General features: G+C 63.7%; 21 protein-coding genes and 3 tRNA genes. 11 read left to right on the top strand and 13 right to left on the bottom strand.

All coding sequences use genetic code 11. The features are described from left to right. Nucleotides 1-138 precede the first annotated feature (138 nt). The 4 genes from P1U55_RS10435 to lon form a co-directional block, all read right to left on the bottom strand. Nucleotides 139-214 (bottom strand) — tRNA-Val (locus P1U55_RS10435). An 88-nt stretch (nucleotides 215-302) separates the two neighbouring features. Next, nucleotides 303-377: transfer RNA gene (locus tag P1U55_RS10440), tRNA-Val, on the bottom strand. A 12-nt stretch (nucleotides 378-389) separates the two neighbouring features. Then, on the bottom strand, nucleotides 390-854 hold the full coding sequence (locus P1U55_RS10445; RefSeq protein WP_301047518.1) for an HU family DNA-binding protein: 465 nt from the start codon (nucleotides 852-854) through the stop codon (nucleotides 390-392). A gap of 164 nt (nucleotides 855-1,018) precedes the next feature. Then, complete coding sequence (lon, locus tag P1U55_RS10450) at nucleotides 1,019-3,433, bottom strand: endopeptidase La (protein WP_301047519.1); 2,415 nt, start codon at nucleotides 3,431-3,433, stop codon at nucleotides 1,019-1,021. Nucleotides 3,434-3,861: 428 nt separating this feature from the next. Between lon and P1U55_RS10455 the strand changes: the two genes are divergently transcribed. Beyond that, nucleotides 3,862-4,809 carry a hypothetical protein gene (locus P1U55_RS10455; protein WP_301047520.1) on the top strand — a complete coding sequence of 316 codons (948 nt, stop codon included), beginning with the start codon at nucleotides 3,862-3,864 and terminating at the stop codon, nucleotides 4,807-4,809. 279 nt (nucleotides 4,810-5,088) lie between these two features. After that, the gene (locus P1U55_RS10460; protein ID WP_301047521.1) at nucleotides 5,089-7,347 is read left to right on the top strand and encodes a glycosyltransferase family 2 protein; all 2,259 of its coding nucleotides are present in this window, start codon (nucleotides 5,089-5,091) and stop codon (nucleotides 7,345-7,347) included. A gap of 40 nt (nucleotides 7,348-7,387) precedes the next feature. Here the strand turns inward: P1U55_RS10460 and P1U55_RS10465 are convergent, their stop codons facing one another. Together P1U55_RS10465 and P1U55_RS10470 are read right to left on the bottom strand one after the other, a co-directional pair. Continuing rightward, nucleotides 7,388-8,119, bottom strand: coding sequence for an RlmE family RNA methyltransferase (locus tag P1U55_RS10465; RefSeq protein WP_301047522.1), 732 nt, complete (start codon nucleotides 8,117-8,119; stop codon nucleotides 7,388-7,390). 45 nt (nucleotides 8,120-8,164) lie between these two features. Beyond that, nucleotides 8,165-9,277, bottom strand: a complete 1,113-nt coding sequence (locus P1U55_RS10470) for a Ppx/GppA phosphatase family protein (RefSeq protein WP_301047523.1) — start codon at nucleotides 9,275-9,277, stop codon at nucleotides 8,165-8,167. A 280-nt stretch (nucleotides 9,278-9,557) separates the two neighbouring features. On the opposite strand from P1U55_RS10470, the gene P1U55_RS10475 reads away from it, so the two are divergent. The 7 genes from P1U55_RS10475 (at nucleotide 9,558) to P1U55_RS10505 (ending at nucleotide 15,211) form a co-directional block, all read left to right on the top strand. Beyond that, nucleotides 9,558-9,857: a virulence factor gene (locus P1U55_RS10475; protein ID WP_301047524.1), complete on the top strand. Its 300-nt coding sequence runs from the start codon at nucleotides 9,558-9,560 to the stop codon at nucleotides 9,855-9,857. Nucleotides 9,858-9,873: 16 nt separating this feature from the next. Continuing rightward, complete coding sequence (locus tag P1U55_RS10480; protein ID WP_301047525.1) at nucleotides 9,874-10,788, top strand: methylenetetrahydrofolate reductase; 915 nt, start codon at nucleotides 9,874-9,876, stop codon at nucleotides 10,786-10,788. 38 nt (nucleotides 10,789-10,826) lie between these two features. Then, on the top strand, nucleotides 10,827-11,801 hold the full coding sequence (locus tag P1U55_RS10485; protein WP_301047526.1) for a methyltetrahydrofolate cobalamin methyltransferase: 975 nt from the start codon (nucleotides 10,827-10,829) through the stop codon (nucleotides 11,799-11,801). Between the two features lie 48 nt (nucleotides 11,802-11,849). After that, the gene (locus P1U55_RS10490; RefSeq protein WP_301047527.1) at nucleotides 11,850-12,080 is read left to right on the top strand and encodes an N-(5'-phosphoribosyl)anthranilate isomerase; all 231 of its coding nucleotides are present in this window, start codon (nucleotides 11,850-11,852) and stop codon (nucleotides 12,078-12,080) included. A gap of 156 nt (nucleotides 12,081-12,236) precedes the next feature. Next, nucleotides 12,237-12,746, top strand: coding sequence for a hypothetical protein (locus P1U55_RS10495; RefSeq protein ID WP_301047528.1), 510 nt, complete (start codon nucleotides 12,237-12,239; stop codon nucleotides 12,744-12,746). Beyond that, nucleotides 12,743-14,785: an ASKHA domain-containing protein gene (locus P1U55_RS10500; protein WP_301047529.1), complete on the top strand. Its 2,043-nt coding sequence runs from the start codon at nucleotides 12,743-12,745 to the stop codon at nucleotides 14,783-14,785. The genes P1U55_RS10495 and P1U55_RS10500 overlap by 4 nt, the downstream gene beginning before the upstream one ends. Before the next feature lie 352 nt (nucleotides 14,786-15,137). Continuing rightward, nucleotides 15,138-15,211, top strand: a tRNA-Gly gene (locus tag P1U55_RS10505). Between the two features lie 87 nt (nucleotides 15,212-15,298). Here P1U55_RS10505 and pgi read toward each other — a convergent pair. The 6 genes from pgi to P1U55_RS10535 form a co-directional block, all read right to left on the bottom strand. Beyond that, nucleotides 15,299-16,900: a glucose-6-phosphate isomerase gene (gene pgi, locus P1U55_RS10510; RefSeq protein ID WP_301047530.1), complete on the bottom strand. Its 1,602-nt coding sequence runs from the start codon at nucleotides 16,898-16,900 to the stop codon at nucleotides 15,299-15,301. Between the two features lie 73 nt (nucleotides 16,901-16,973). Continuing rightward, nucleotides 16,974-17,645, bottom strand: a complete 672-nt coding sequence (gene pgl, locus P1U55_RS10515) for a 6-phosphogluconolactonase (RefSeq protein WP_301047531.1) — start codon at nucleotides 17,643-17,645, stop codon at nucleotides 16,974-16,976. Further along, the gene (zwf, locus tag P1U55_RS10520; protein WP_301047532.1) at nucleotides 17,642-19,099 is read right to left on the bottom strand and encodes a glucose-6-phosphate dehydrogenase; all 1,458 of its coding nucleotides are present in this window, start codon (nucleotides 19,097-19,099) and stop codon (nucleotides 17,642-17,644) included. The genes pgl and zwf overlap by 4 nt, the downstream gene beginning before the upstream one ends. A 127-nt stretch (nucleotides 19,100-19,226) precedes the next feature. After that, nucleotides 19,227-19,811, bottom strand: a complete 585-nt coding sequence (locus P1U55_RS10525) for an HNH endonuclease (protein ID WP_301047533.1) — start codon at nucleotides 19,809-19,811, stop codon at nucleotides 19,227-19,229. A 172-nt stretch (nucleotides 19,812-19,983) separates the two neighbouring features. Next, a complete protein-coding gene (locus P1U55_RS10530) occupies nucleotides 19,984-20,652 on the bottom strand; it encodes an alpha/beta fold hydrolase (RefSeq protein ID WP_301047534.1) in 669 nt (222 codons plus the stop codon). Then, nucleotides 20,653-21,285 (bottom strand): DNA-3-methyladenine glycosylase 2 family protein, encoded by a 633-nt coding sequence (locus P1U55_RS10535; protein WP_301047535.1) that lies wholly within the window; start codon nucleotides 21,283-21,285, stop codon nucleotides 20,653-20,655. A 409-nt stretch (nucleotides 21,286-21,694) separates the two neighbouring features. Between P1U55_RS10535 and P1U55_RS10540 the strand changes: the two genes are divergently transcribed. After that, nucleotides 21,695-22,975 (top strand): MFS transporter, encoded by a 1,281-nt coding sequence (locus P1U55_RS10540; protein WP_301047536.1) that lies wholly within the window; start codon nucleotides 21,695-21,697, stop codon nucleotides 22,973-22,975. Between the two features lie 6 nt (nucleotides 22,976-22,981). Here the strand turns inward: P1U55_RS10540 and P1U55_RS10545 are convergent, their stop codons facing one another. Continuing rightward, entirely contained in the window at nucleotides 22,982-23,635 is a 654-nt protein-coding gene (locus P1U55_RS10545; RefSeq protein WP_301047537.1) for a hypothetical protein, read from the bottom strand. Between the two features lie 40 nt (nucleotides 23,636-23,675). Between P1U55_RS10545 and P1U55_RS10550 the strand changes: the two genes are divergently transcribed. Continuing rightward, nucleotides 23,676-24,368 (top strand): endonuclease/exonuclease/phosphatase family protein, encoded by a 693-nt coding sequence (locus P1U55_RS10550; RefSeq protein WP_301047538.1) that lies wholly within the window; start codon nucleotides 23,676-23,678, stop codon nucleotides 24,366-24,368. The last annotated feature ends 4 nt before the right edge of the window (nucleotides 24,369-24,372 follow it).

The following is a 24,372-nucleotide window of genomic DNA, read 5'->3' on the forward strand; positions in this document are numbered from 1 at the left end:
TGATCGGTGCTGTTCGGGGGGGTAAATGGTGGGTCGTGAGAGGCTCGAACTCCCGCCCCAGCAGTCCGCGCAGCAGGCGCGTCGGTCGGGACCATCCACATTGGCCAACCTCTGATCGGTGCTGTTCGGGGGGGTAAATGGTGGGTCGTGAGAGGCTCGAACTCCCGACATCTTCGGTGTAAACGAAGCGCTCTACCAACTGAGCTAACGACCCCTGCGCCGCTTTAGCGCAAGCCCTACCCGCAAGGCAAGCCCCGGGGCAAGGAAAGGCCCCGCGCCATTTGGGCAGCAGGGCCAAAACCTGGTGGGTGATAAGAGATTTGAACTCCTGACATCTTCGATGTGAACGAAGCGCTCTACCACTGAGCTAATCACCCGTGGCGGTGGATTTAGCCTTCCTCACCATCATTCGCAAGGGGTTTTTCTGCGGTTTTTCTGCGCAACTTGAGCACAACAACCTCCCCACCCGAAACCTCCTTGCGGCGCTGGATCATCAGCTTGCCCAGCTCGGGGGTTTGCATCTCGCTGCCCTCGGAGATCATCGCGCCAAGCTCGGCCAGCGTGGTCTCAACCACTGGCTTCACGTCTTTCTTTTTCAGCCCGCTGGCAGCGACCACCCGGTCGATGAAGTCTTTCTTCTTCAGCTGCGTTGCAGCCACCACAGGCTCGGCGCTATTGACCACGGTCATTTTTGCAGCTGTGGGCGCGGTCGCCGGGTCCATCAGGTTGGCGGCGGTGCCCTCCGGCTTGGCGGCTGCGGCGGGTTTGGCCTTGGCGGCGGCGGGTTTGCGCGCTGTGGTGCTCTTGGCGCGGCTCGTGGTTTTGCGGGTGGTGGTGGTCTTGCGCGTGGCCATTGATGCCTCTTTCGGTGTTGCTGCTCTGCGCCAAGCCTATCACCCTCTCGCCTTCGCGCAAACGCTTCATTCCTGCGGCTCTGGCCCCCGCGCAACCACAGGCGACCGCAACAAAAAGGGCGCGCCGTTGCCAGCGCGCCCCTCTCAACTCAATGCCACCCGGCTCAGTGGGCGACAGCCCCCTCGCCCTTGCCTTTGCTGTCTTTCGAAAGCGCGGCAGCGGCGGCAGCTTCTTCGGCGGCCTCGTCCCATTCGATCGGCTCTGGCTCGCGCACCAGCGCGTGCTTGAGCACCTCGGTCACGTGGCTGACGGGGATGATCTCCAGCCCCTCCTTCACGTTATCGGGGATGTCGCGCAGATCCTTCTCGTTTTCTTCCGGGATCAGCACCGTCTTGATGCCGCCCCTGAGGGCTGCGAGAAGTTTCTCCTTCAGCCCGCCGATTGCGGTTGCATTGCCACGCAGCGTCACCTCGCCGGTCATGGCGATGTCACGGCGCACCGGGATCTGCGTCAGCACCGAAACGATGGCCGTTACCATGGCAAGGCCCGCGCTTGGGCCATCCTTTGGCGTGGCCCCGTCGGGGACGTGAACGTGGATATCCCACTTCTCAAACCGGGGCGGCTTCACCCCGATCTGCGGGCTGATCGAGCGCACATAAGACGATGCCGCCTCGATCGATTCCTTCATCACGTCACCCAGCTTGCCGGTGGTTTTCATGCGGCCCTTGCCGGGCAGCTTGAGCGCCTCGATCGACAGCAGATCACCGCCCACGCTGGTCCAGGCCAACCCGGTGACAACGCCGATCTGATCTTCCATCTCGGCAAGGCCATAGCGGTGGCGTTTGACCCCGAGGAAATCCTCCAGATCGCCCTTATCCACCGACACCGTTTCCTCCTGCTTGCGCACGATCTTGGTCACCGCCTTGCGGGCCAGCTTGGCGATCTCGCGCTCAAGGTTACGCACCCCCGCCTCGCGGGTGTAGCGGCGAATGATCTCGGTCAACGCCTCGTCAGACAGCTCGAACTCGCCCTTTTTCAGGCCATGGTTCTTGCGCTGCTTGTCGATCAGGTGCTGGCGCGCGATCTCGCCCTTCTCGTCCTCGGTGTAGCCGGCCAGCGGGATGATCTCCATCCGGTCCAAAAGCGGGCCGGGCATGTTGTAGGAGTTCGCCGTGGTCAGGAACATCACGTTGCTGAGGTCATATTCCACCTCAAGGTAGTGGTCCACGAAGGTGCCGTTTTGCTCAGGGTCAAGCACCTCAAGCATGGCACTCGCCGGATCGCCCCGGAAATCCTGGCCCATCTTGTCGATCTCATCGAGCAGGATCAGCGGATTGGTGGTTTTCGCCTTCTTCAGCGCCTGAATGATCTTGCCGGGCATCGAGCCGATGTAGGTCCGCCGGTGGCCCCGGATCTCGGACTCATCGCGCACGCCGCCAAGGCTGATGCGGATAAACTCGCGCCCTGTCGCCTTTGCCACGCTCTTGCCAAGGCTGGTTTTACCTACGCCCGGCGGGCCAACGAGGCACAGGATTGGCCCCTTCAGCTTTTTGCTGCGCTGCTGCACCGCCAGATACTCAACGATCCGCTCCTTGACCTTTTCCAGACCATAGTGGTCATCGTCCAGCACCTTCTCGGCGCGGGTCAGGTCCTTTTTCACGCGGGATTTGGTGCCCCACGGGATCGACAGCATCCAGTCAAGGTAGTTGCGCACCACTGTGGCCTCGGCACTCATCGGGCTCATGTTCTTGAGCTTCTTGATCTCGCCTTCGGCCTTTTCGCGGGCTTCCTTGCTCAGCTTGGTCTCGGCGATCTTCGCCTCAAGCTCGGCCACCTCGTTCTGGCCTTCGTCGCCGTCGCCCAGCTCCTTCTGAATGGCCTTCATCTGCTCATTCAGATAGTATTCGCGCTGGGTGCGCTCCATCTGGCTCTTCACGCGGGTCTTGATCTTTTTCTCAACCTGCAAAACGCTCATCTCGCCCTGCATCAGGCCATAAACCTTTTCCAGACGTTCGCCCACGTTGAGCGTTTCCAGAAGCTCCTGCTTCTGGTCCACTTCCACACCCAGATGGCCACTCACCAGATCGGCAAGCTTTTCGGGGGTGTCGGCCTCTGAAACGGCGGCAAGCGCCTCTTCGGGGATGTTTTTGCGCACCTTTGCATAGCGCTCAAACTCTTCGGCAACCGTGTGGGTCAGGGCCGAAACGGTTTCATCATCGCCGGGCATTTCGGTCAGCGGCTCGGCGCTCGCCTCGAAATACGCCTCGCGGTCGGTATATTCGACAATCCTCACCCGGTGGCGGCCCTCGACCAGCACCTTCACGGTGCCATCGGGCAGCTTCAGCAGTTGCAGCACATTGGCCAGCACCCCTGCCTTGTAAATCCCATCCGTTGTGGGCTCATCGACCGATGGGTCGATCTGGCTTGCAAGCAGGATCTGCTTGTCATCGCCCATCACTTCCTCCAACGCGCGGACCGATTTTTCACGGCCCACGAACAGCGGCACGATCATGTGTGGAAACACAACGATGTCGCGCAGCGGGAGGACGGGATAGGATTGGCTCATTTGCTCGTGCATATCGTTTCCTTGTTCTTGGCAAGGGAGTATCGGCCCCAACCCGCATTTGCGGGCTTAATCGGCAGCCACAGCCCCCTCCGGTCTGCCCTCTAAAGTGGGGGTGCCCCCCGGCTTTTCAAGCGCCAACCATCCAGCGCCCCCATCCTGCCTGTCCGCGCCGCGCTTCACAAGCGTGGATCGCCCCGGATTTTACCAAATGCTGCACCCGCAACCGTGATTGCGCGTGATCTTCCCACCTGCCTGTTTTCTGCCCGCTTTTGGCGATGCCTCGTTAACAATTTGGCCCGCTTTGCCCGATTGCATCCACCCCGGCGGCAATCTTCCCAATCATGCTCACGCTTGCGCCAAACCGCCGCCATATTGCGCCGCCATATTGGCGCCAGGCGATCACCAGCCGCGTTTCATAGCCCATACCAAAGGCCCACCCGATGCTTGCGATTTTGTCCGGCCAGCGCCGTCGTCTTCTGTTCTTCGCTGTCTCGATGGCGATCGGGCTGCTGTTCATCGGCCTTTTGCCGGGCCTGCGATGGTATTCCAAGCTGATCTCCTTCCTGCTGGCCCCCGTGGTGATGGCTGCCATCGCCGCCGCCGTGCTGGCCTATTACCCGTCAAAGCGGGGTTGGCTGGAGTGTATCGGCGCGGGCACCTTCCTTGGTGGCCTGCTTGGCAGCTTTACCGCGCTCGACGGGCTGATCGGCCTGCCGCTGGCAGCGCTGTTCTCTGCCGGGTTGGTCATGCTGGGCCACGAGGGTTGGAAACATCTGCTCAGGGTCTCTTTCCCCTATGCCACCTCCGCCCAGGGCCAGATCAGCGCCGACGGGGCCGAGCTTTGGGCCGCCGTGGTGCCCGGTGCCGCCCCCCGGCTCACCTCCGCCCGCCTGATTGATGTCGAAACCGATCCCGACTGCAACGATACCTTCTATGCCGGGCTGATGGCCTGTGGCGAGCTGGCCGAAGAGGTCACCCTCACCGTGCTGGAGCGTGACAGCGCCGGCCGCGTGCGCATCCACATCGAAGGCGAAGACGCCGAAGGCACCCTTTCATCGGGCGTGCTATCCCTCACCATCTCCGAGATTGACCCCGACACCTCGCACCTCTCGCTGGAAGAAACCCGCGAAGGGATGACACCGGGCGAAGCGGTCGAGCGCTGGTTCGATGATCCGCTCGGCTGCGAAATCCGCCACCTGCAAGCACATTTCCTCAAGCTGAATCCCCCCGTGCCCACCGCCCGTGACGCCGCTGATGCCGGCCTGCCCGCCGATACCGGAACAGTCGAGGGCAACACCGGCCAACACGGCACCCCCATGCCAAACCTCGCCACACTCCCCGAGGATCACCTCACACTGGAAGCCGTGCGCAAAGCCGTGCGCCCATAAGCGCTGCCGCCGTCCCGGCGCCCTCCCGGCACTTCCTCACCCGTGCCGCCCCGTACCGTGGCCTGCCCGCCCCCTTCCCCACCATTCAGCCCGCCACTGCTTGATCGAAAAAACTTTATTCAATATGAAGAAGATATCGTAATGCCTATTTTCGGGGTGAGATCGTGCCGTTTGAAATCCTTGGGCCACTTCTGGTCATGCTGTTCGGCCTGATTTTCGTGTTCTCAATCGATTCCGACGACGGCCCGTCGGACGACATACCCAGCCTCTGAACACCCGATGATCGCGGGCCTGCCCCCCGCCACCACAGGCGTTTCCCTTCCGTCAGATACCAGCGAAACCCCCGTGCCGCTCACGGTGATCCTGCCGTTCTACGACGAAATCGCCTTCCTCTCCTCCGCGCTGCGCTCCATCGCCGCCCAAGGCATCGCCGGGGTCGAGGTGATCGTGGTCAACGACAACCCGGAGCGGTTTTCCCCCGACGATATCCGCGCTCTTGGAGCCACGCCGCCGGTGCGCCTGCTCAGCCACGTCAAGAACGAGGGGCTTTCTGCGGCGCGCAACACCGGCCTCGCCGCCGCCAAAGGCGCCTTCATCGCCTTCCTTGATTCCGATGATTACTACACCTCCGGCGGCCTCGCGGCGCAATTGGCGCTCGCCAAGCAAACCGGCGCCGATATCACCCACGCCCCTTGCTACCTGTCGCGCGAAGGCGGGCCAGAGCTCGGCGTGTTGCACCGGGATGACGCGCTGCACAGGGAGCGGCGCACCACCGATGGGCTGTTGCAGGCCGAAGAGGCGCAATTCATCGTCTCCTCCTGGTCGTCGATCTACGCGCGCCGCTTTCTGGCCGAAAACGCGCTCACCTTCGATCCCGCCCAGCCCCGCTTTGAAGACCGCCTCTTCGTGCTGCAAACCACCACCCGCGCCGGCAAGATCGCCTACCTTGGCACGCCCACCCGCGTGTGGCGGCGGCGCGCCGGGTCCATCTCGGTGTCGCCCACCACCCCCGATACCCTGCGCCTTCAGGTGCAACTGCTGGAAAAATGCCTCGCCGTGGTGCGCAGCGAGGTCGCCGCCAATCGCCTGCCCGCCCGCTTTGAAAAGCGCGAGTTGTTCAACGCGGTCTCCCGCCTGATCTGGGACATGGAGATCATTCCCCTGCTCGCCGCCGCCGAATCGCCCGAAACCGCCGCCTTTGGCCCCCGCCTGCGGGCCCTCCTGGGCGATGACAGCTTCTCCAACGCCTTCTTTGATGATCCGATGGTCGCCAAAACCTCCCGCGTCGGCATGAAAACCCGGCGCGGGCGGATCACCCGGCTCGATTTTTTCGAATTGCACAAATTGCTGCGCGAAGGCCGCTTTGTTGAGGCCGATGCCCTGCTGCGCGCCCGCGCCCCGGCCCCCGCCGAGCCACCCCGCCCCTGCCCGCCGCTACCCGGCAAGCTGGTGCTCCACCTCGGGCTGCATAAAACCGGCTCCACCTATATCCAGCACAATCTGCTGGGCCACCGCGAGCGCCTTCTGGAGCGCCGCATCCTCATCCCCTCTACCGGCCTCTCCCCGCCAGAGGAGCAACACACCCGCGATGGCGCCTTCCCCGGCCACCAGGGCCTGCTGGCCGCGCACCGCAAGGGCGATGAACAGCTTTGGCGCAACCTTTACCGCGAAATCATCGGCGAGCGCCCCGGTATCACCCTGATATCATGCGAAAATATGGGCCTGCCCACCGATCCCACCCGCAATGATCTGATCGCGCGCCTCATGCAGCGCCTCTCCGGTTTCAAACACATTGACCTGGTCGCACTGGGCCGCCGCGCCGATACCTACGGCGAGGCGCTCTACAAAGAAGTCGTCACCGGCGGGCAGCGCGGCGGCGCGCGCTCGCTTGAGGAGTTTCTGGTGGATTACGGCACCGGCCTCACCGATTGGCCCACCCTCTTTGCGCCTTTCGAGGAGGCCAGCGGCACACAGGTTCGGCTCGCCGATTTTGACAGGCTCGCCACCGATCACCGCATCTGGGAGGGCTTTCGCGAGCTGGCCGATCTGCCGGATGATCTTGGCCCCATCCCCGGCGCCCCCCGCTACCCCTCGCCCGACCGCGAAAGCATCGAGCTGGTCCGCCTCGTCAACATGCTGGTCGAACACCGCGAGACCCGCCGTGAGCTGATCCGCGGTTATTTTGCGCTCAACCCCACCCCAATCAACCGCAGCTCCCTGCTGCCGCCCGCCCGCCGTATAGCGCTGTTGGAGGCATGGCAGGCGCGCAGCGCCGAATGGGCCTCATCGCGTGGTTATACGCCTGATATCAAAGCGATGTGCGACAAACTTCATGTTGAAAAATGGCACGCGCCCGAAGCTGTCAGCACCGCTCGGCTGGAGGATCTGCTGCTCTCGGCCCAGTCCAGCCCGATGCTAATGCAAGGTGGTGAGCCTGCCCGCCCCGCCGCCCGCAACGCGGCGCACGATCCGGCCGTGCTGCGGCTCAATATCCGCCTGCGCCCCTGGGTGCGCCGGTTGCTCCGCCGCTGGGTTTAACAAACTACACCAGCACCTTACAAGGCGATGTTAAAGCGCCCTATTCCTCAGCCTCTGGCCCCCGAAACCCCGTCGCCACCACAAACTTCTCAGAGCTGTCAGCCCGGCTTGCGCCCGGCTTCACATTGGCCACCTTCTTGAACCGCTGTTTCAGCAGCTTCTGAAGATCGCCCTCCGCGCCGCCCGCCAGCACCTTGGCCACAAAGGTCCCGCCCGGTGCCAGCACGTCAAACGCGAGATAGGCCGCCGCTTCGCACAGCGAGATAATGCGCAAATGGTCGGTCTGCTTATGCCCCGATGAGGCGGCCGCCATGTCAGACATCACAACATCCGCCTGCCCGCCAAGCCACTGCTTCACCTGTTCGTCCGCGCCCTCTTCCATGAAGTCGAGCACATGCAATTCAGCCCCGGCAATCGGCTCAACCTCTTGCAAATCAACGCCAATGATCCGCCCCTGCGCCTTGCCGCCCTTCTCTCCAAGCGCGTTGATGCGCGGCACCGCGATCTGGCACCAGCCGCCGGGCGCGCAGCCAAGGTCCACCACCCGCGCACCGGGCACCAGAAAGCGATACTTGTCGTCCAGATCCATGATCTTGAACGCCGCCCGCCCGCGATAGCCCTCGCGTTTGGCCCGCTGCACATAGGGGTCGTTCAGCTGCCGCTCCAGCCACAACGTTGACGACAGCCGCCGCCCGCGTGCGCTTTTCACCTTCACCTTCAAATCGCGCTGGCCGCGCCCCGAGGTGTTTTTTCCTGTGGGTTTCTTTACCATATCGCCTAGCTGGCTGGCCGGTGGGTGGGTGTCAACCCACCACGCCTAAAGCCCGCCGTCCTCCAGCACGCCATCGGCACTCATCTGGGCATAAAGCAGCCCCTCGCGCAGCCCCCGATCCGCCACCGAAAGCCTGTCCGTCGGCCAGGCCCGCATCAGCGCCTGCAAGATCGCCGAGCCTGACATGATAAGCGCTTGGCGGTCCCGCCCAATGCGCGGATCGGCCTTGCGGCCCGCGTCGCCCATCAGCAGGTAGCCCCGGATCACCGCATCAATCTGCGCCGTGGTCATGCGCAGCCCGTCCACCTTGTTGCGATCATACCGCCGCAACCCCAAATGCGAGGCCGCCACCGTGGTCACGGTGCCCGAGGTGCCGATTATCTGAAAGCCCTCGCGCGCCACGCCCGCCTCATAGGGGGCGAATTCGGCCAGCATATCCTCAAAATAACAGGACATCAGCGCAAACCGCGCGCCATCGCCGCGCACATCGCGAAACTGGTCGCGCAACGTGGCCACGCCCAGCGGGATCGAGATCCAATCCACCACCTTGGCCGCCGGAAACAGGGTTTCCTCGGTAACAAACCCCTTGTGCAGCCGCATGATCGCCCGCGCCCGCTCGGCCCTTGGCACGCGCGAAAGATCAATCCACACAAGCTCGGTCGAGCCGCCGCCAATATCCACCACCAAAAGCTGCTCGGTCCTGTTGGAAACCAGCGGCGCACAGCTGACCACCGCCAGCCGCGCCTCTTCCTCGGGCTGGATGACCTCCAGCGCCAACCCGGTCTCGCGCTCCACCGCGCGGATCAGGTCCATACCGTTGGCAGCGCGCCGGCAAGCCTCTGTCGCCACCAGCCGCATCCGCTCAACACCATGTTTTTCAAACTTTTTCCGGCATATCCGCATGGCCTGCACGGTGCGCCCCATCGAGGCACGGCTGATCCGCCCAGAGGCTTCAAGCCCCTGGCCAAGGTGGACCGACTTCGAGAAACTGTCGATCACATGGAACTGGCTGCCCTTGGGTTGGGCAACCAGCATCCGGCAGGCATTTGTCCCCAGATCCAGTGCCGCATAGGTGGCAACCGGATCAGAGACGGGCGGTGCGGGCAGCTCAACCGCTTGCGGGAACGCGTCCGCACCTATCGGACGCTTCGCGGGCATATCGCCCTCCATTTCGAGTTATCTTGAGCCTACGCCCGGCGCGGCGACCTGTCCACTTGTTTGAGGCTCGGGCGCGCAAAGCGTCACACAGCATTCATCATCATGTTGAAGATTATGAGCCCTCAGTGGGGTTATCATATTGCCACGAGGCGTTTACACCTTGGCAGGCTCCTGTCGTTTCCGCCGCTCACCATGTCGATAATCGCGCGTGGCGGGCGGTCAAAACCGCGTAATGCTGAAAGGCAGGAGAGCGTGAAACGCTGAGCAGGAGAAGGGCCATATGCCCCAGATCACCATCGTCTACTGGCGGGATATCCCCGCGCAGGTCATCGTTGGCCGCGGGCGTCGCGGCGCCAAGGCGGTGCTGCCCGAGCGTTTTGAACAGGCTATTGACCGCTGTGCCATGAAGATCGGCGCAAAAGACAGCGATGCCTATCTCTCCGAATGGCGCAAGGTGGCGTCGGGTGAGGCCGAGGGCGATCCTCAGGCCATTGCTAATGACACCGCCGCGCGCCTTGAGGGCGATTACGGGCCAGAGAAGATAAAGGCCCTGATCGCCAATGACGGTTGGCAAACCTGAGCATCGGAGACGCGCAATGGCCATTCTCACCTTCTCTCGCCGCAAGCCCGCCCCCGCCTCGGGCGAACTGGCGGGCTTCATCGCAAACCACTCGATCGAGGTGATGCCGCGCACCGCCGCCAAGGTCGCGGATTTCAAGGCGCTCCTGCCCGCTGGCACCCGCGTTTACATCGCCCATATTGCGGGCACCCCGATCGAGGAGATGGTCGCCACCGCCGCCCGCCTCGCCGTTGATGGCTTTGAGGTCATGCCGCACTTTCCCGCCCGCATCATCCCCGATGCCGCCACGCTGGCCGATTGGATCGCCCGCTACCAGGGCGAAGCCGGGGTGAACCAGGCCTTGCTTCTGGGCGGCGGCCTCTCGGCTCCGCAGGGCGTGTTTGAAAGCTCCATGCAGCTGATGGAAACCGGCCTCTTTGATCGCGCCGGCTTCACCCGGCTGCACGTGGCCGGCCACCCCGAGGGCAACCGTGACATCGACCCTGACGGCAGCATGAAGAACGTCGATGAAGCCCTTTTGTGGAAACAACAATTCTCTGAGCGCACCGATGCCGAAATGGCCATCGTCACCCAGTTCTGCTTTGAGGCGGCCCCGGTGATCAAATGGGTGGATCGGCTGGCCAAAGCGGGCGTCACCCTGCCCGTTCACATCGGCATCGCTGGCCCCGCCAAGCTGCAAACCATGATCAAATTCGCCGTCGCCTGCGGTGTTGGCCCCTCGCTGCGGGTGCTTCAGCGCCGCGCCCGCGATGTGACCCGGCTGGTGAAGCCGTTTGAGCCAACCGAGGTGCTTTCAAACCTCGCCGCGCACAAGGCCGCTCATCCTGCCTGCAACATTGCCAAGGTGCACTTCTTCCCGCTGGGTGGTATCACCCCCTGCGCCCGCTGGGCCGCCGAAAACGGCGCCCACGACACCGCCCAAACCGCCTGATCCCAGGCCCCGTCCAAAAAGAGAGCCAAGAAACCCACATGACCCGCACCGTGATCGAAAGCAAAACAAAGACCGTCACCATCGGCTTTGACGAGCCCTTCTGCGTGATCGGCGAGCGGATCAACCCGACTGGGCGCAAAAAGCTCGCCGCCGAGCTTGAGATGGATGATTTTTCCACCATCGAGCGCGACGCGCTTGAGCAGGTCGCCTGCGGCGCCATGGTGCTCGATGTGAACTCCGGCGCGGTTTTCACCAATAAAATGGCCGAAGACCCGCGCTACGCCGACAACAACTTCGTTGAGCCGATGCTGATGAAGCAGTTGATCGAGAAGGTGCAGGCGCTGGTCGATGTGCCGCTCTGCATCGACTCGTCCGTCCCCGGCGCGTTGAAAAACGGCCTCGAAATGGCCGAGGGCCGCCCGCTGCTGAACTCCGTCACCGGCGAGGAAGAGCGCCTTGAGCTGGTTCTGCCGCTGGTCAAAAAGTATAACGTGCCCGTGGTCGCCATCTCCAATGATGACACCGGCATCAGCGAAGACCCCGATGTGCGCTTCGCCGTCGCCAAAAAGATCGTTGAGCGTGCCGCCGATTTCGGCATCCCCGCCCATGACATCGTGGTGGACCCGCTGGTCATGCCGATCGGGGCCATGGCCACGGCGGGCCAGCAGGTCTTTACCCTCGTGCGCCGTTTGCGCGATGAGCTGGGCGTCAATACCACCTGCGGCGCCTCCAACGTGTCCTTCGGGCTGCCCCACCGCCACGGCGTCAACGCGGCCTTCCTGCCCATGGCCATCGGCGCGGGCATGACCAGCGCCATCATGAACCCGGTGCGCTCGGTCGAGATGGAGGCCATCCGCGCCGCCAACCTGCTGATGAACCATGACCCGAACGGCGGCGAGTGGATCAAATTCTCCCGCGTGCTCGATGCGGTGGCTGAAGGCGCCAGCTTTGCCGAGGCAAGCCAGGCCAGCACCTCCGCCGGATCAGGCCGCCGCCGCCGCCGTCGCGGCTGAGCGCGGGATTTAACCCGATGTTAAACATGCCCAAGGCAGGCTTGCGGGATGAGCTTCCTCAGCCCCCTCTCCGCCAACGATCAATGGCTAAGCCAGATTTTCTCGGCGAAATCCGCGATCTCGGGCGGTGTGGTGCGGAGGCGGGTTGATGATGTCGACCGTAAGATCGGGCGCGAAACCCTCGAACTTGAGGTGCGCCGCCGTGGCTTCCACATGGTCGAAGCGGGCGGGCAGTATATCATCATCTGCACCCGCGCCCCGCTCCGCGTCCTCGTCTAGCGCCGCCACCCGGAAAAATCTTGACGAAGATTTTTCGGCCCCGAAGAATTTTCGTGAAAATTCTTCCGCTTCCACGCGGGCGCCTGTCGAAAACGCGCACTTGCCCCAAAGCCCCGCTTTTGGCACATCTGCCTCTGAGGCAACCGGAGCAACGCTATGAAGTTGATGATGAACGGTCTGGGCGTGGTCCTGCTGGCAGTGCTGGCCATGTTCGGCGTGCTCTTCTATCTCGCCATGGGCGGCAAAAGCGCAGAAAACGCCGCCCCCAAGGAGATCGTCCTCAAAGCCCCGTTCGAGTGGCGCGGCCCCGATGGGCGCTACCGGATCGACTTCATCTTCACCGGCTGTGAGCTTGGCATCGTCAACGAGATCGTCGCACCAGAGTCGCGGGTTGAAGAAAGCACGCTGGAGCGGATGCCAATGCGCTCCATTCAGGCCCTGCGCCTCACCACCCCGCCCACGCCCGACCCCGATCTGCCGCCCCGCGCGCTCTTCCGGCTCGACAATGGCGCCCTGACTCAATGCACGCTGCTCGATGGCGGCCCATGCCCCGGCGGCGGCGTCAACGCGGTTGAGGTCACCTTCCCCAGCCTGCCCGACGCCACGGTCGAAACCTTCCTCGCCCCTATCCGCGAGAAAATCCGCGCCTGCGGGGGCCAGGCATGAGCGACCCACTCGTCATATTCACCCCCTCGGGCAAGCGCGGCCATGTGGCGGCGGGCACCTCTGTGCTGGAGGCCGCCCGCAAGCTTGGGGTCGATCTTGATAGCGTCTGCGGCGGGCGCGGCATCTGCTCCAAATGTCAGGTCAGCCCCGGCGTGGGCGAATTTTCCAAGCATGGCGTCACCGTCGCCCCCGATGCGCTGTCTGAGTGGAACAGCGTTGAGGCGCGCTATGATACCGTGCGCGGCCTCAAGGAAGGCCGCCGCCTTGGCTGTCAGGCCCAGATCCTCAAGGATGTGGTGATCGACGTGCCACCCGAAAGCCAGGTCCACAAGCAGGTGATCCGCAAAAGCGCCGATACCCGCGTCATCGCGATGGACCCTGCCACCCGGCTCTACCTTGTTGATGTCACCGAACCGGATATGCACGCTCCCTCCGGCGATCTGGAGCGCCTGCGCAAATCTCTCGCAGAAACTTGGGATATCAAGGAGATGGAGGTTGATCTTAATCTCCTCCCCAGCCTCCAGCCCACCCTGCGAGCGGGCAAATGGCAGGTCACCTGCGCCATCCACCGCCCTGATGATGCACGCCCCGCCCGCCTGCTCGCCCTCTGGCCCGGCTTCTTTGAAGGCCCGCTTCATGGCCTTGCAATTGATCTTGGCTCCACCACCATCGCCGCCCACCTGTGTGATCTTGAAACCGGCGAGGTCAAAGCCTCCTCCGGGGTGATGAACCCGCAAATCCGCTTTGGCGAAGACCTGATGAGCCGGGTGTCCTACGCCATGATGAACCCCGGCGGCGACGTTGAGATGACCACCGCCGTGCGTGCCGCCCTCGCCGATCTGGCCCGCGCCACCGCCACCGAAGCGCAGGTTGATCCCGCGTCGATCTTCGAGATCACGCTGGTCTGCAACCCGGTCATGCACCACCTCGCGCTCGGGATTGACCCGGTTGAACTTGGCCAGGCGCCCTTCGCGCTCGCCACCTCCGACGCGCTCGAACTGCCCGCCGCCACCCTCATGCCCGAGGCAATCCACCCGCAGGCCCGCGCCTTTGTGCTGCCCTGTATCGCGGGCCACGTCGGGGCCGATGCCGCCGCCGTGGCGCTTTCGGAGGCACCGCAGCTTTCGTCCGATCTGGTGTTGATCGTCGACGTCGGCACCAACGCCGAAATCCTGCTCGGCTCCACCTCCCGCGTTCTGGCCTGCTCCTCGCCCACCGGCCCGGCCTTTGAGGGCGCGCAAATCAGCTCTGGCCAGCGCGCTGCCCCCGGTGCCATCGAGCGGGTCGAGATTGATCCCGCCACCAAGGAGCCGCGCTTCAAGGTCATCGGCTGTGATCTCTGGAACACCGATGAGGGCTTTGATCTGGCCACCGCCACAACCGGCGTCACCGGCATCTGCGGCTCCGGCATCATCGAGGCCGTGGCCGAAATGCGCATGGCGGGCCTTGTGGATCGCTCCGGCCTGATCGGCTCAACCGAGGCCACCGGCACCCCGCGCATCACCGCGCAGGGCCGCACCTTTGAGTACCTCCTGCATGACGCCACCGCCGAGGGCGGCCCGCGCGTGACCGTCACCCAAGGCGATATCCGCGCCATCCAGCTGGCCAAATCCGCGCTCTATGCGGGCGCGCGCCTGCTGATGGATGAGCTTGGCGTGGATGAGGTGGATCGCATCGTGCTTGCCGGGGCCTTTGGCGCCCATATCAGCCCCAAGCACGCCATGGTGCTCGGCATGATCCCCGACGCCCCGCTCGATAAGGTCACCAGCGCCGGCAACGCCGCGGGAACCGGCGCGCGCATCGCCCTGCTGAACCGCGTTGAACGCCGTAACGTGCAAGAGCTTGTGCGCCAGATCCACAAGGTTGAAACCGCCGTTGAGCCGCGCTTTCAGGAGCATTTCGTCGCCGCCAATGCCCTGCCCCACGCCACCGCGCCCTTCCCGCAGCTCTCCGCCGTGGTGCCCCTGCCCGAGCCCAGCTTCAACGCGGGCGGCAGCGGCGCAGACGGCACAGGCCGCCGCCGCCGTCGCCGGGGCTAACCCCCCGGAAAGCCTTGCTCATTCCGCCTTGGCACAAATTCGCAGCCCCGCTCTTGAAAGTGCCGCCCGCGATGCCCAGATAATTTTTATCGTTGGAACTTCCGCGACCTTGAAGCACATTTCAACCCCACTGAAATTGCTTCCTGCGGAGCGTTCCTGCGACCATCCGGCCCCTCGATAGGGCGCGCTTCTCCTCCCACATGGTCCCTGTCCCGGACCACGCGCGCCAGGGCAACCGGATCATGGGCCGGGCCTGCAATTTCCCAAAAGCAGCCCCGGCCCATTCCCTTTTCCCGCCCCCGCGATCCCTACTTGACGCCGCCCCGCACCATCGCATATCTCAAGCCACGCGGCGGGTGTAGCTCAATGGTAGAGCTTTTGCTTCCCAAGCAAGTGACGAGGGTTCGATTCCCTTCACCCGCTCCAACTTCCCCACTTTCCGGATTTTAGCGGCACAGGCAGGGTAAGCGCCGGGGCGATATGCTTTGCAGGCCTTCCCGCAAATCAACCCGCTCACCGCCTTGTGCGGATGTATTCCACCAACCGGCGCGTGCTGTCGTCCTTATCAGCACCGTCCTGCTCTCCGGCGATCACCGGCTGCAACGCGACCGCCAGTTCCTTGCCCAGTTCCACGCCCCATTGGTCAAAACTGTTGATGCCAAGGATCACGCCTTCCACAAACACCCGGTGCTCATAAAGCGCGATGATCATGCCCAGAATTTCCGGCGTCAGCTTGGGGTAAAGCAGCATGGTCGAGGGGCGCGAGCCGGGGAACACCCGGTGGCTTGCCTGCCGCTCCAGTTCCTCACCGCTCAGCCCCTTGGCTTCCATCATCTTGCGCGCCTCGCCCATCGAGCGGCCCCGCATCAGGGCCTCGGCCTGCGCCAGACAGTTTGCAACCAGCAGCTCATGCTGGTGCTCCAAATCCTCTTCATGGCCCTGCGCCGCGCATAAAAACTCGCAAGGCACCACGTCCGGGCCTTGATGGATCAACTGGTAAAAGGCGTGCTGCCCGTTGGTTCCCGGTTCGCCCCAGACCACCGGCCCGGTGGCACGGGACACCGGGGAGCCATCAATCTTCACCCGCTTGCCATTGCTCTCCATCTCCAACTGCTGAAGATAAGCCGGAAGCCGGGCAAGCCGCTGGTCATAGGGCAGCACGGCGCGGGTGGCATAGCCGCAAATCTGGTGATGCCAAATGCCCACCAGCGCCAAAAGCACCGGCAGGTTCGCGCGAAATTCGGCAGCGCAAAAATGGCGGTCCATCGCCTGCGCGCCGCGCAGGAACGCCTTGAACCCGTTAGCGCCGATCGCAATCATCAGCGACAGGCCAATCGGCCCCCAAACCGAGTAGCGCCCGCCCACCCAATCCTCAAAGCCAAACACCCGCTCGGGCGGGATGCCAAAGGCCCCGGTCTTCTCGAGGTTGGTCGACAGGGCAGCAAACTGGCCCTTCACATCACCGCCGCCCTCGCTGATCCAGGCTTTGGCGGTGGCGGCATTGGTCATGGTTTCAATGGTGGTGAAGGTCTTTGAGGCCACGATCACCAGCGTGCGCTTCGGGTCAAGCCGCCGCAATGTATCAGAAATATCGGCGCCATCCACGTTGCTCACAAAGTGGCAGCGCGGCCCGTCGTGGTAAGGGGCAAGCGCAAGGCAGGCCATCGCCGGCCCCAGATCAGAGCCGCCAATCCCGATGTTCACCACATCAGTAATCTGCCCCCCCGCGCCGGAAAACCGCCCACCGCGCACATCCCCGGCAAAATCCTCCATCTGCTTGAGCACCGCCTTGACGCCGGGCATCACATCTTCGCCGTCCACCATCACGGGGCCGCCATCAAGGTTGCGCAGCGCGGTGTGCAGCACGGCACGATCCTCGGTCACGTTGATCTTTTCTCCGGCAAACATCGCATCGCGCTTTTGCGCCAGATCCGCGCTTTCGGCCAGTTGCAACAGCAGCCACATCGCCTCGGTGTCGATACTGGTCTTGGAGAAATCAAACAGCATATCCCCCATCCGCGCCGAGAAGTTTCGGGCGCGGTCGGGGGTGTTGAACAGCTTCAAGATCGGGCGACGCGCGTGCTCATCGTGGTAGGATTTCAACTTGTCCCACATGGGATGTCCTTTCGAGATACGCCGCCTCAACGCGTGTTTGAGGCAATGACATGTAAGAGAGATTAACGCCCGATCATGGCGCCCAATGCACCGTCGCCTCGCTCAAAACCGCCCGCACCGGCGCATCCAGCGGGTCCATGTGGCGGGCGCGCTCAAGGGCGTCACGCTTGGCGTCTCCGGTGATCAGGATATGGGTGGAAAGCGCGCCTTGCAGCACCCGCGCCGAAAGGGTGATGCGCGGCTCGCCCGCCGCCGCCGCCCGCATCGGCAGCAACACCGGCGCGCGCGATGAAAGCGCCTCTTCCAGCCGGTCGGCCCCCGGAAACAGGCTCGCCGTATGCATATCGGCCCCCATCCCCAGCAGCAGCACCGAGATCGGCAAATGCGGCTCGATCCCCGCAGCAAGGCGCTCCATCGCGGCCTCAGGTTCGGGGGCGTCCGCGTAAAGCGGCACATAACCCGCCGCCGCCGCAGGCCCCACCAGCAGGCGCTCGCGGATCAGCGTGGTGTTAGAGCGCTCATGCCCCTCAGGCACCCAGCGTTCATCGTTCAAAAACACCGCGACTCTCCCCCAATCGAGGTTAACGCCCGACAGCATGTCAAACACCGGGCCGGGGGTAGAGCCGCCGGGCACGCAAAAACTGGCGCTCTCATGGGTTTCCAGCGCCATCCTCAACTCGCTGGAAATCTGGTCGGCCAGATCCATCATCAGCATCTCGCGGTCGGGATATTCACGAAATTTCATGCCCTGATATCCCGCCACTTGCGCCCATCCCGGTGGACCAGCAACATCGCGTCATCGGGGCCGGAACTGCCCGGATCATAAGGTTTTGGCACATCGTGGCGATCAATCCAGCCTTCAATAATCGGGTCGGTCCAGGCCCAGGCCGCCTCTACCTCGTCACCGCGCATAAACAGCGTCTGGTTGCCCCGGATCACATCCATGATCAGCCGCTCATAAGCGTCCGGCACCTCTTCGGCCTCGTCTCCCAAAGCATCCGCGAAGGACATATCAAGCGGCACATCCATCAGGCGCATCCCGCCCGGCCCCGGCTCCTTGATCGTCACGCCAAGCTCCATGCCCTCGTTGGGTTGCAGGCGAATGGTCAGGATATTGCGGTGCCGCCCGGCATCGGGGCCGAAGATCGAATGCGGCGCATCCTTGAACACCACGGCAATCTCGCTGGCACGGGTCTTCAGCCGCTTACCGGTGCGCAGGTAAAACGGCGTGCCCGCCCACCGCCAGTTGGAGAGCCCCAGCTTCATCGCCACATAGCTTTCGGTGCGGCTTTTCGGGTCTTCCACATCTTCGCGGTAGCTCGGGCCATCGGCCCCGGCATCATACTGGCCGCGCACGATCTCATGGTGGTCCACCGGGTCCAGCGCCCGGATCACCTTCAACTTTTCATCGCGCACCGCGTCCGGATCAAACTTCGCGGGCGGCTCCATGGCGATCAGGCACAAAAGCTGCATCAGGTGGTTTTGCACCATATCGCGCATCGCGCCCGACTTGTCATAATAGCTGCCACGCCCGGCCACACCCACCGTTTCGGCCACGGTGATCTGGATATGATCCACGTATTGCGAGTTCCATAACGGCTCGAACAGCATGTTGCCAAAGCGCACGGCCATGAGGTTCTGCACCGTCTCCTTGCCAAGATAATGGTCAATCCGATAAATCTGCGTTTCGTCGAAATACCTCGCGAGGCTGGCGTTCAGCGCCTTGGCCGAGGCCAGATCATGGCCAAACGGCTTTTCCACCACGATCCGGCTTTCGTCCCCGGCGATCTTGTGGGCCTTCAAACGCTCCGCGAGATCGCCAAACAGGCTCGGCCCGACCGAAAAGTAAAAGGCCCGGATCATGCCATCGCGCATCTTGCCCTTCAGCTCTTTCCAGCCATCATCGCCGGTGGCATCCACCGCCACATAATCGAGCCGCTCAAGGAAATCGCTCACCCCCGCCGCATCGCCCGCGTGCTTTGGGTCGCCAAATTCCTCGATCGCCTCGCGCACCATCGCCTGATAGCCCGCCCGGTCCAGATCGGTCCTTGCCGCGCCAATGATCCGCGCTTCCGCAGGCATCTGCCCGGCGGCCATGCGCCTGTAAAGACCGGGCAAAATCTTGCGGCGGGCCAGATCCCCTGTGCCACCGAAAATGACCAGATCAAACGGATCAACGGGAATGACGCGGGATACCATATGCCCTCCTGGGTGCCATCAACTGCGCGTTAGCGCTAACGGGACCGATCTACCCCGAGACGAAACCAAAGTCTAGCACCGCTACCCGCTATGGCAAACCTCGATAGGTTTGCCGCACCGCCCCGGCTCAGGCTTCCAGCTCGGCATCCCAGTAAAGGTAGTCCATCCAGCTTTCATGCAGGTAGTTGGGCGGAAACCGCCGCCCCATGTTGCGCAGCCCTTCTGATGACGGCGGGCGCGGCGGTTTGCGCAGGCGCATCCCGGTGTGCGACAGGTGCTTTGAGCCCTTCCTGAGATTGCACGGCGAACAGGCCGCCACCACATTCTCCCAACTGGTGCGCCCGCCCCTTGCGCGCGGCACCACATGGTCAAAGGTCAAATCCCCCTTTGCACCGCAGTACTGGCACCTGAATTCGTCCCTCAGAAATAAATTAAAGCGCGTGAAGGCCACGCGCTTTTGAGGTTTCACATAATCTTTGAGAACAACGACCGAGGGGATGCGGATCTCGGTCGACGGACTTCGCACCACCTCGTCATATTCAGCGATAATATCCACCCGGTCGAGCCAGGACGCCTTGATCGCCTCCTGCCAGGGCCACAGCGATAACGGGTAATAGGATAAGGGGCGATAATCGGCGTTGAGCACCAATGCCGGGTGATGCTTGAGGTTCTTCGGGTCTCGGACGAAATTCGCCCTGAAGTCACCGTCCATCCGTTGTCTCTCCGTCGCTGCCTGCCCGTCTATGGCCCCTGAGTCTTTTGTCGACTATATCTAGCGTTGACTCCGGCGCAACCCCCACAAAACGAGGGGTCTGCGCAAGTGAACCCCGGCGAGGTAACAGCCGGGTGACAGCCCCGCCCGATGCCCCCCGCCGGGCGCCAGATCAGCTCTTCAGCAGGAACTCACTGATAAAGCCAAAGGCGGTGTTCAGCCCCTCCGGCGATATCCCGTGCCCGGTGCCTTCCATGGTATAGGTGTAAACCGGATAGCCCGCCTGGGTGAGCGCATCCGCTGCCATCCCCATCGATTCGTATGGCACCATCGGGTCCGCATCCCCATGCAGCAACAGCACCGGAAACACTGCCTTTTTCTCCGCTTCAAGCCGCTCCGGCTCCAGCATCCGCCCCGAAAAGCCGATCACCCCGGCAAAAGGCTCGGCCCGGCGCGGGGCCACCTGCAGGCTCATCATCGTGCCCTGCGAAAAGCCAATCAGCATAACTTGTTCGGCACTTACGCCCTCATCTTCAAGCGCTGCATCAAGAAAGGCGTTCAAGTCCTCCTGCGCACGCAGAAATCCCGCCGCTGACTCCGCTTCGCTTGAGCCATCCATCCTCGGAATCGAAAACCACTGATGGCCCATCGGGTTGTTGGGGCACGGCTCAGGCGCGTCGGGGGCCAAAAACAGCGCATCGGGCATATGCGCTGAAAGCGGGTCTGCCAGCCCCAGCAGATCATTGCCATCCGCCCCATAGCCATGCAGGAAAATCACCACCTGTTTCACCACCCCCGAGGTCGGCTCCCGCCGCCCCACCTTCAACTCTCTCGCTGCCATCTAGCTGATCCCTTCTCTCTGTTTTGCCACCCGGAAATACGCCCAAAGCAGCCGCGCTGCCACCGCGCGCCACGGGGCCCAATCCTCGGCCATTCTGCGCAACCCCGCCTCCGATGGCCGCGCCTCCAGCCCGTAAAGCATCCGCGCCGCCTCCTGCAATGCCAGATCACCGGCGGCAAACCCATCCGCCCGCCCCAGCGACAGCATCGCATACACCTCTGCCGTCCACCGCCCGATGCCCGCAACCTGCGTCAACACCGCCACAACCTGCGCATCACTGGCCAGCCGCAACGCGCCATAATCCACCTCCGCCTGCGCCAAGGCCCGCGCATAACGCACCTTGGGGCGCGACAACCCACAGCCGCGCAAATCCTCATCGCTCGCCCCCCGGACCGAAGCCACATCCACCAGCCCCGCCGCCTCCAGCCGCCCCCAGATCGCCGCCGCCGAAGCCACGCTCACCTGCTGGCTCACAATGGCCGACAACAGCGCGCCAAAACCATCGTCGTGCCGCCGCAACGGCACCTCGCCCACCGCCTCCAGCGCCGCCGCCATGCGCTCACAACGCGCCGCCAGAAACCGCGCCCCCTCGGCCACACAGGCCTGCGTCTCAATGATCCGGCCAACAGTCATCCCCCATACCTAGCCGATCCCCCCACACACCGAAACCACTCGCCACACCCTGCTCTCAATGCTCCAGAAATATCCCGGGGGGCGCGGGGGGCTGGCCCCCCGCTGGGGGCGCGGTGCGGGGGGTTGGCCCTCCGCTGTCGGCGTGGTGCGGGGGGCTGGCTTGCCGTTGTCGGCGCGGTGCCTGCGGCTGCCCTCCCTGTCGGCGCGGTTCGGAGAATTGCTTTCCCGCTGTCGGCGTATCGGGTGCACCTGCCCCCCGCTGGTCGCCCAGTGCGGGTGGCTGCCCTGCCGCCCATCGCCCCGCCAACTAAACAAACCGGGATCGGCAGATCACCCTCCATCCCACCGCGCGGCATCCCCCTCACCAGACGCTCTTGCACCCCGCCGCGACCCTGCTTAAACCTCGTGAATGACCACCACCACAGGCCCCACCCCGCGCACCCGCCGTAATGTCATCGTCCTGGTTCTCGCTCAGGCGATCCTCGGGGCGCAGATGCCGATGATCTTCACGATCGGCGGGCTGGCGGGCCAGCAGCTTGCGCCCAATGCCTGCTTTGCCACCCTGCCGATTTCGCTGATCGTGCTTGGCTCCATGCTCTCGGCCACCCCGGTCTCGGCCTTCATGCAAAGCCACGGGCGGCGCGCGGGCTTCATGCTTGGCACCACGATGGGCGCCCTCGGCGCGGGCATCTCGGCCTACGGGATCTATTCCGCCTCCTTCCCGCTCTACCTGCTCGGCAGCCTGTGCACCGGCACCTACATGTCGGCCCAGGGCTTCTACCGCTTCGCCGCCGCCGATACCGCCACCCCCGAGTTCCGCCCAAAGGCAATCTCCTACGTCATGGCCGGTGGCCTCGCCGCCGCCGTCATCGGCCCGCAACTGGGCAATGCCGCTTCTTTCGCGATGGGGCCAATCCCCTTTGTTGGCACCTATGTCGCCGTTATGGCGCTCAATATCTTCGGGGCCGGGCTGTTCCTGTTCCTCGATATTCCCAAGCCCCCCAAGCCCGATGCCGATGCCCCCCACGGCCGCACCCGGATGCAAATGCTGCGCACCCCGCGCATCGCGGTGGCCATCATCTCGGCCATGGTCAGCTATGCCCTGATGAACCTGGTGATGACCTCAACCCCCCTCGCCCTGGTCGGCTGCGGCGTCACCGGCACCACCGAAATCCCCTCCTGGCTGCTCACCCTCATCCCCGAAGGCACGGCGCGCGAGCAGTTCCAGTTCATCGCGGGCTACGTGGTCACCGCGCATGTGCTGGCAATGTATATCCCCAGCTTCTTCACCGGCCACCTGATCGCGCGCTTCGGCACCCAGAAGATCATCGTGCTCGGCCTCGCAATCCTTGCCGCCGCCGGCGCCGTCGCTCTCACCGGGGTGCAGCTTGAGCAGTTCTTCCTCGCGCTGATCCTGCTCGGCCTGGGGTGGAACTTTGGCTTCATCGGCGCCACCGCCCTGCTGGCCAGCTCGCATGAGCCGCATGAGCGGGGCCGGATGCAGGGCCTCAACGATCTCATCGTCTTCGGCGGCGTCACCGTGGCCTCGCTCGCCTCGGGCGGGCTGATGAACTGCTCGGGCGGTGCGGCGCAAGACGGCTGGACAGCGGTCAACCTCGCCATGATCCCCTTCCTCGCCCTCGCAGGCGGTGCGCTGATCTGGCTCTGGCTGCGCCCGCAGGACGATTAAGCCGCCTCAATCCCCATCGTCCCGCCCGGTGAGCTTGCCGTAAAACCGCCGGTTCGCCTGCACGAACTGCTCCATCACGTGCCCCAGCCCGCCAACCTGCCGCCCCTTGAGATAGAAAAACCCGGTCACCGCCCCAATCGCCGCACCGATGGTATCCACGATCAAATCCTTCATCGTGTCCACAAGGCCCGATTTCTGCATGTTCGTCCCAAAAAGCTGGTCCATGCTGAACTCAAACACCTCCCAAAGCGCCCCAATCGAAAGCCCCACACAAAAGGCCAGCACCGCCAGCGCCCAGGGCGGCGCGGCGTAGCGATCCCCCTCAAACAGCATGAAGATCGCCAAAAACCCCATCAGCCCAAAGCTGACCGCCGACAGGAAGTGCAACGCCACATCCCACCACCAGAACCGGTTATAAAACCCTTCCACCTCGCCCAAAAACAACGTGGCAAAGAGGAAAATCACAATTCCCGTCAACACCGAGCCCGGCAGGGTGATCCCAAGATACCCGGCAAATCGGTTGGGCAAAAAGGTCAGCACCAGGGTGGTCACAGCCACAAACAACGCCGACCAGCTTTGCTGCACCAGGGCTGTCACCCCCTCGATCAACAAAAAGAACTGTATGAACAAAACAAGGATCGGGCTGCTGATGCGCGGCATGGCTCTTCTCTTTCGGGATGTTGATCCCAATATAGGGTATATGTCTGATTTCGCACCCCTCCGGCTGGCCAGCTACAACATTCGCGCCGCACTCGGCTCAGACCTGCGCCGCGACCCGCTGCGCGTGCTCACCGCCATTGCCGCGCTCAAGGCCGATGTGGTGGTGCTGCAAGAGGCTGATTTTCGCCTCGGCCAGCGCCCCTCGGCCCTGCCCCGCGATCTGATCGAAAGCAAAACCGGCCTCATTCCCCTGCCCGTGGCCGAAAATGATGTAAGCCTCGGTTGGCACGGCATCGCAATGCTGGCCCGCCCCGATCTGCACGCCGAAACCATCCGCCGCTACCCTTTGCCGGGGCTGGAGCCGCGCGGCGCCGTGGTGGCAGAGCTGCACAACCTGCGCCTCGTCGGCGTCCACCTCGGGCTTCTGCGCCGCTCCCGCCGCGCCCAGCTTGACCATATCCGCGACGAGCTGGAGGCGCTTTCCCCCCGCCCCACGGTGATCGCCGGGGATTTCAATGAATGGTCCCGCCGGGTGGGCCTCGGGCGTCTGGCGCGGCACTACACCATCCTCACACCGGGCCGCACCTTCCCCGCGCAAATGCCCATCGGCTCGCTTGACAGGCTCGCACATTGCGACAGCGTCAGAGCACAAATGCTGCCCGCCCCCCCTCGCGCGCGTGGCCCGCACCCGTCTGATCACCTGCCCATACTGGCAGAGCTTCACCTCGGCTGATCGC

The organism is Vannielia sp., assembly GCF_029212645.1.
In the GTDB taxonomy this organism is placed as follows: domain Bacteria; phylum Pseudomonadota; class Alphaproteobacteria; order Rhodobacterales; family Rhodobacteraceae; genus Vannielia.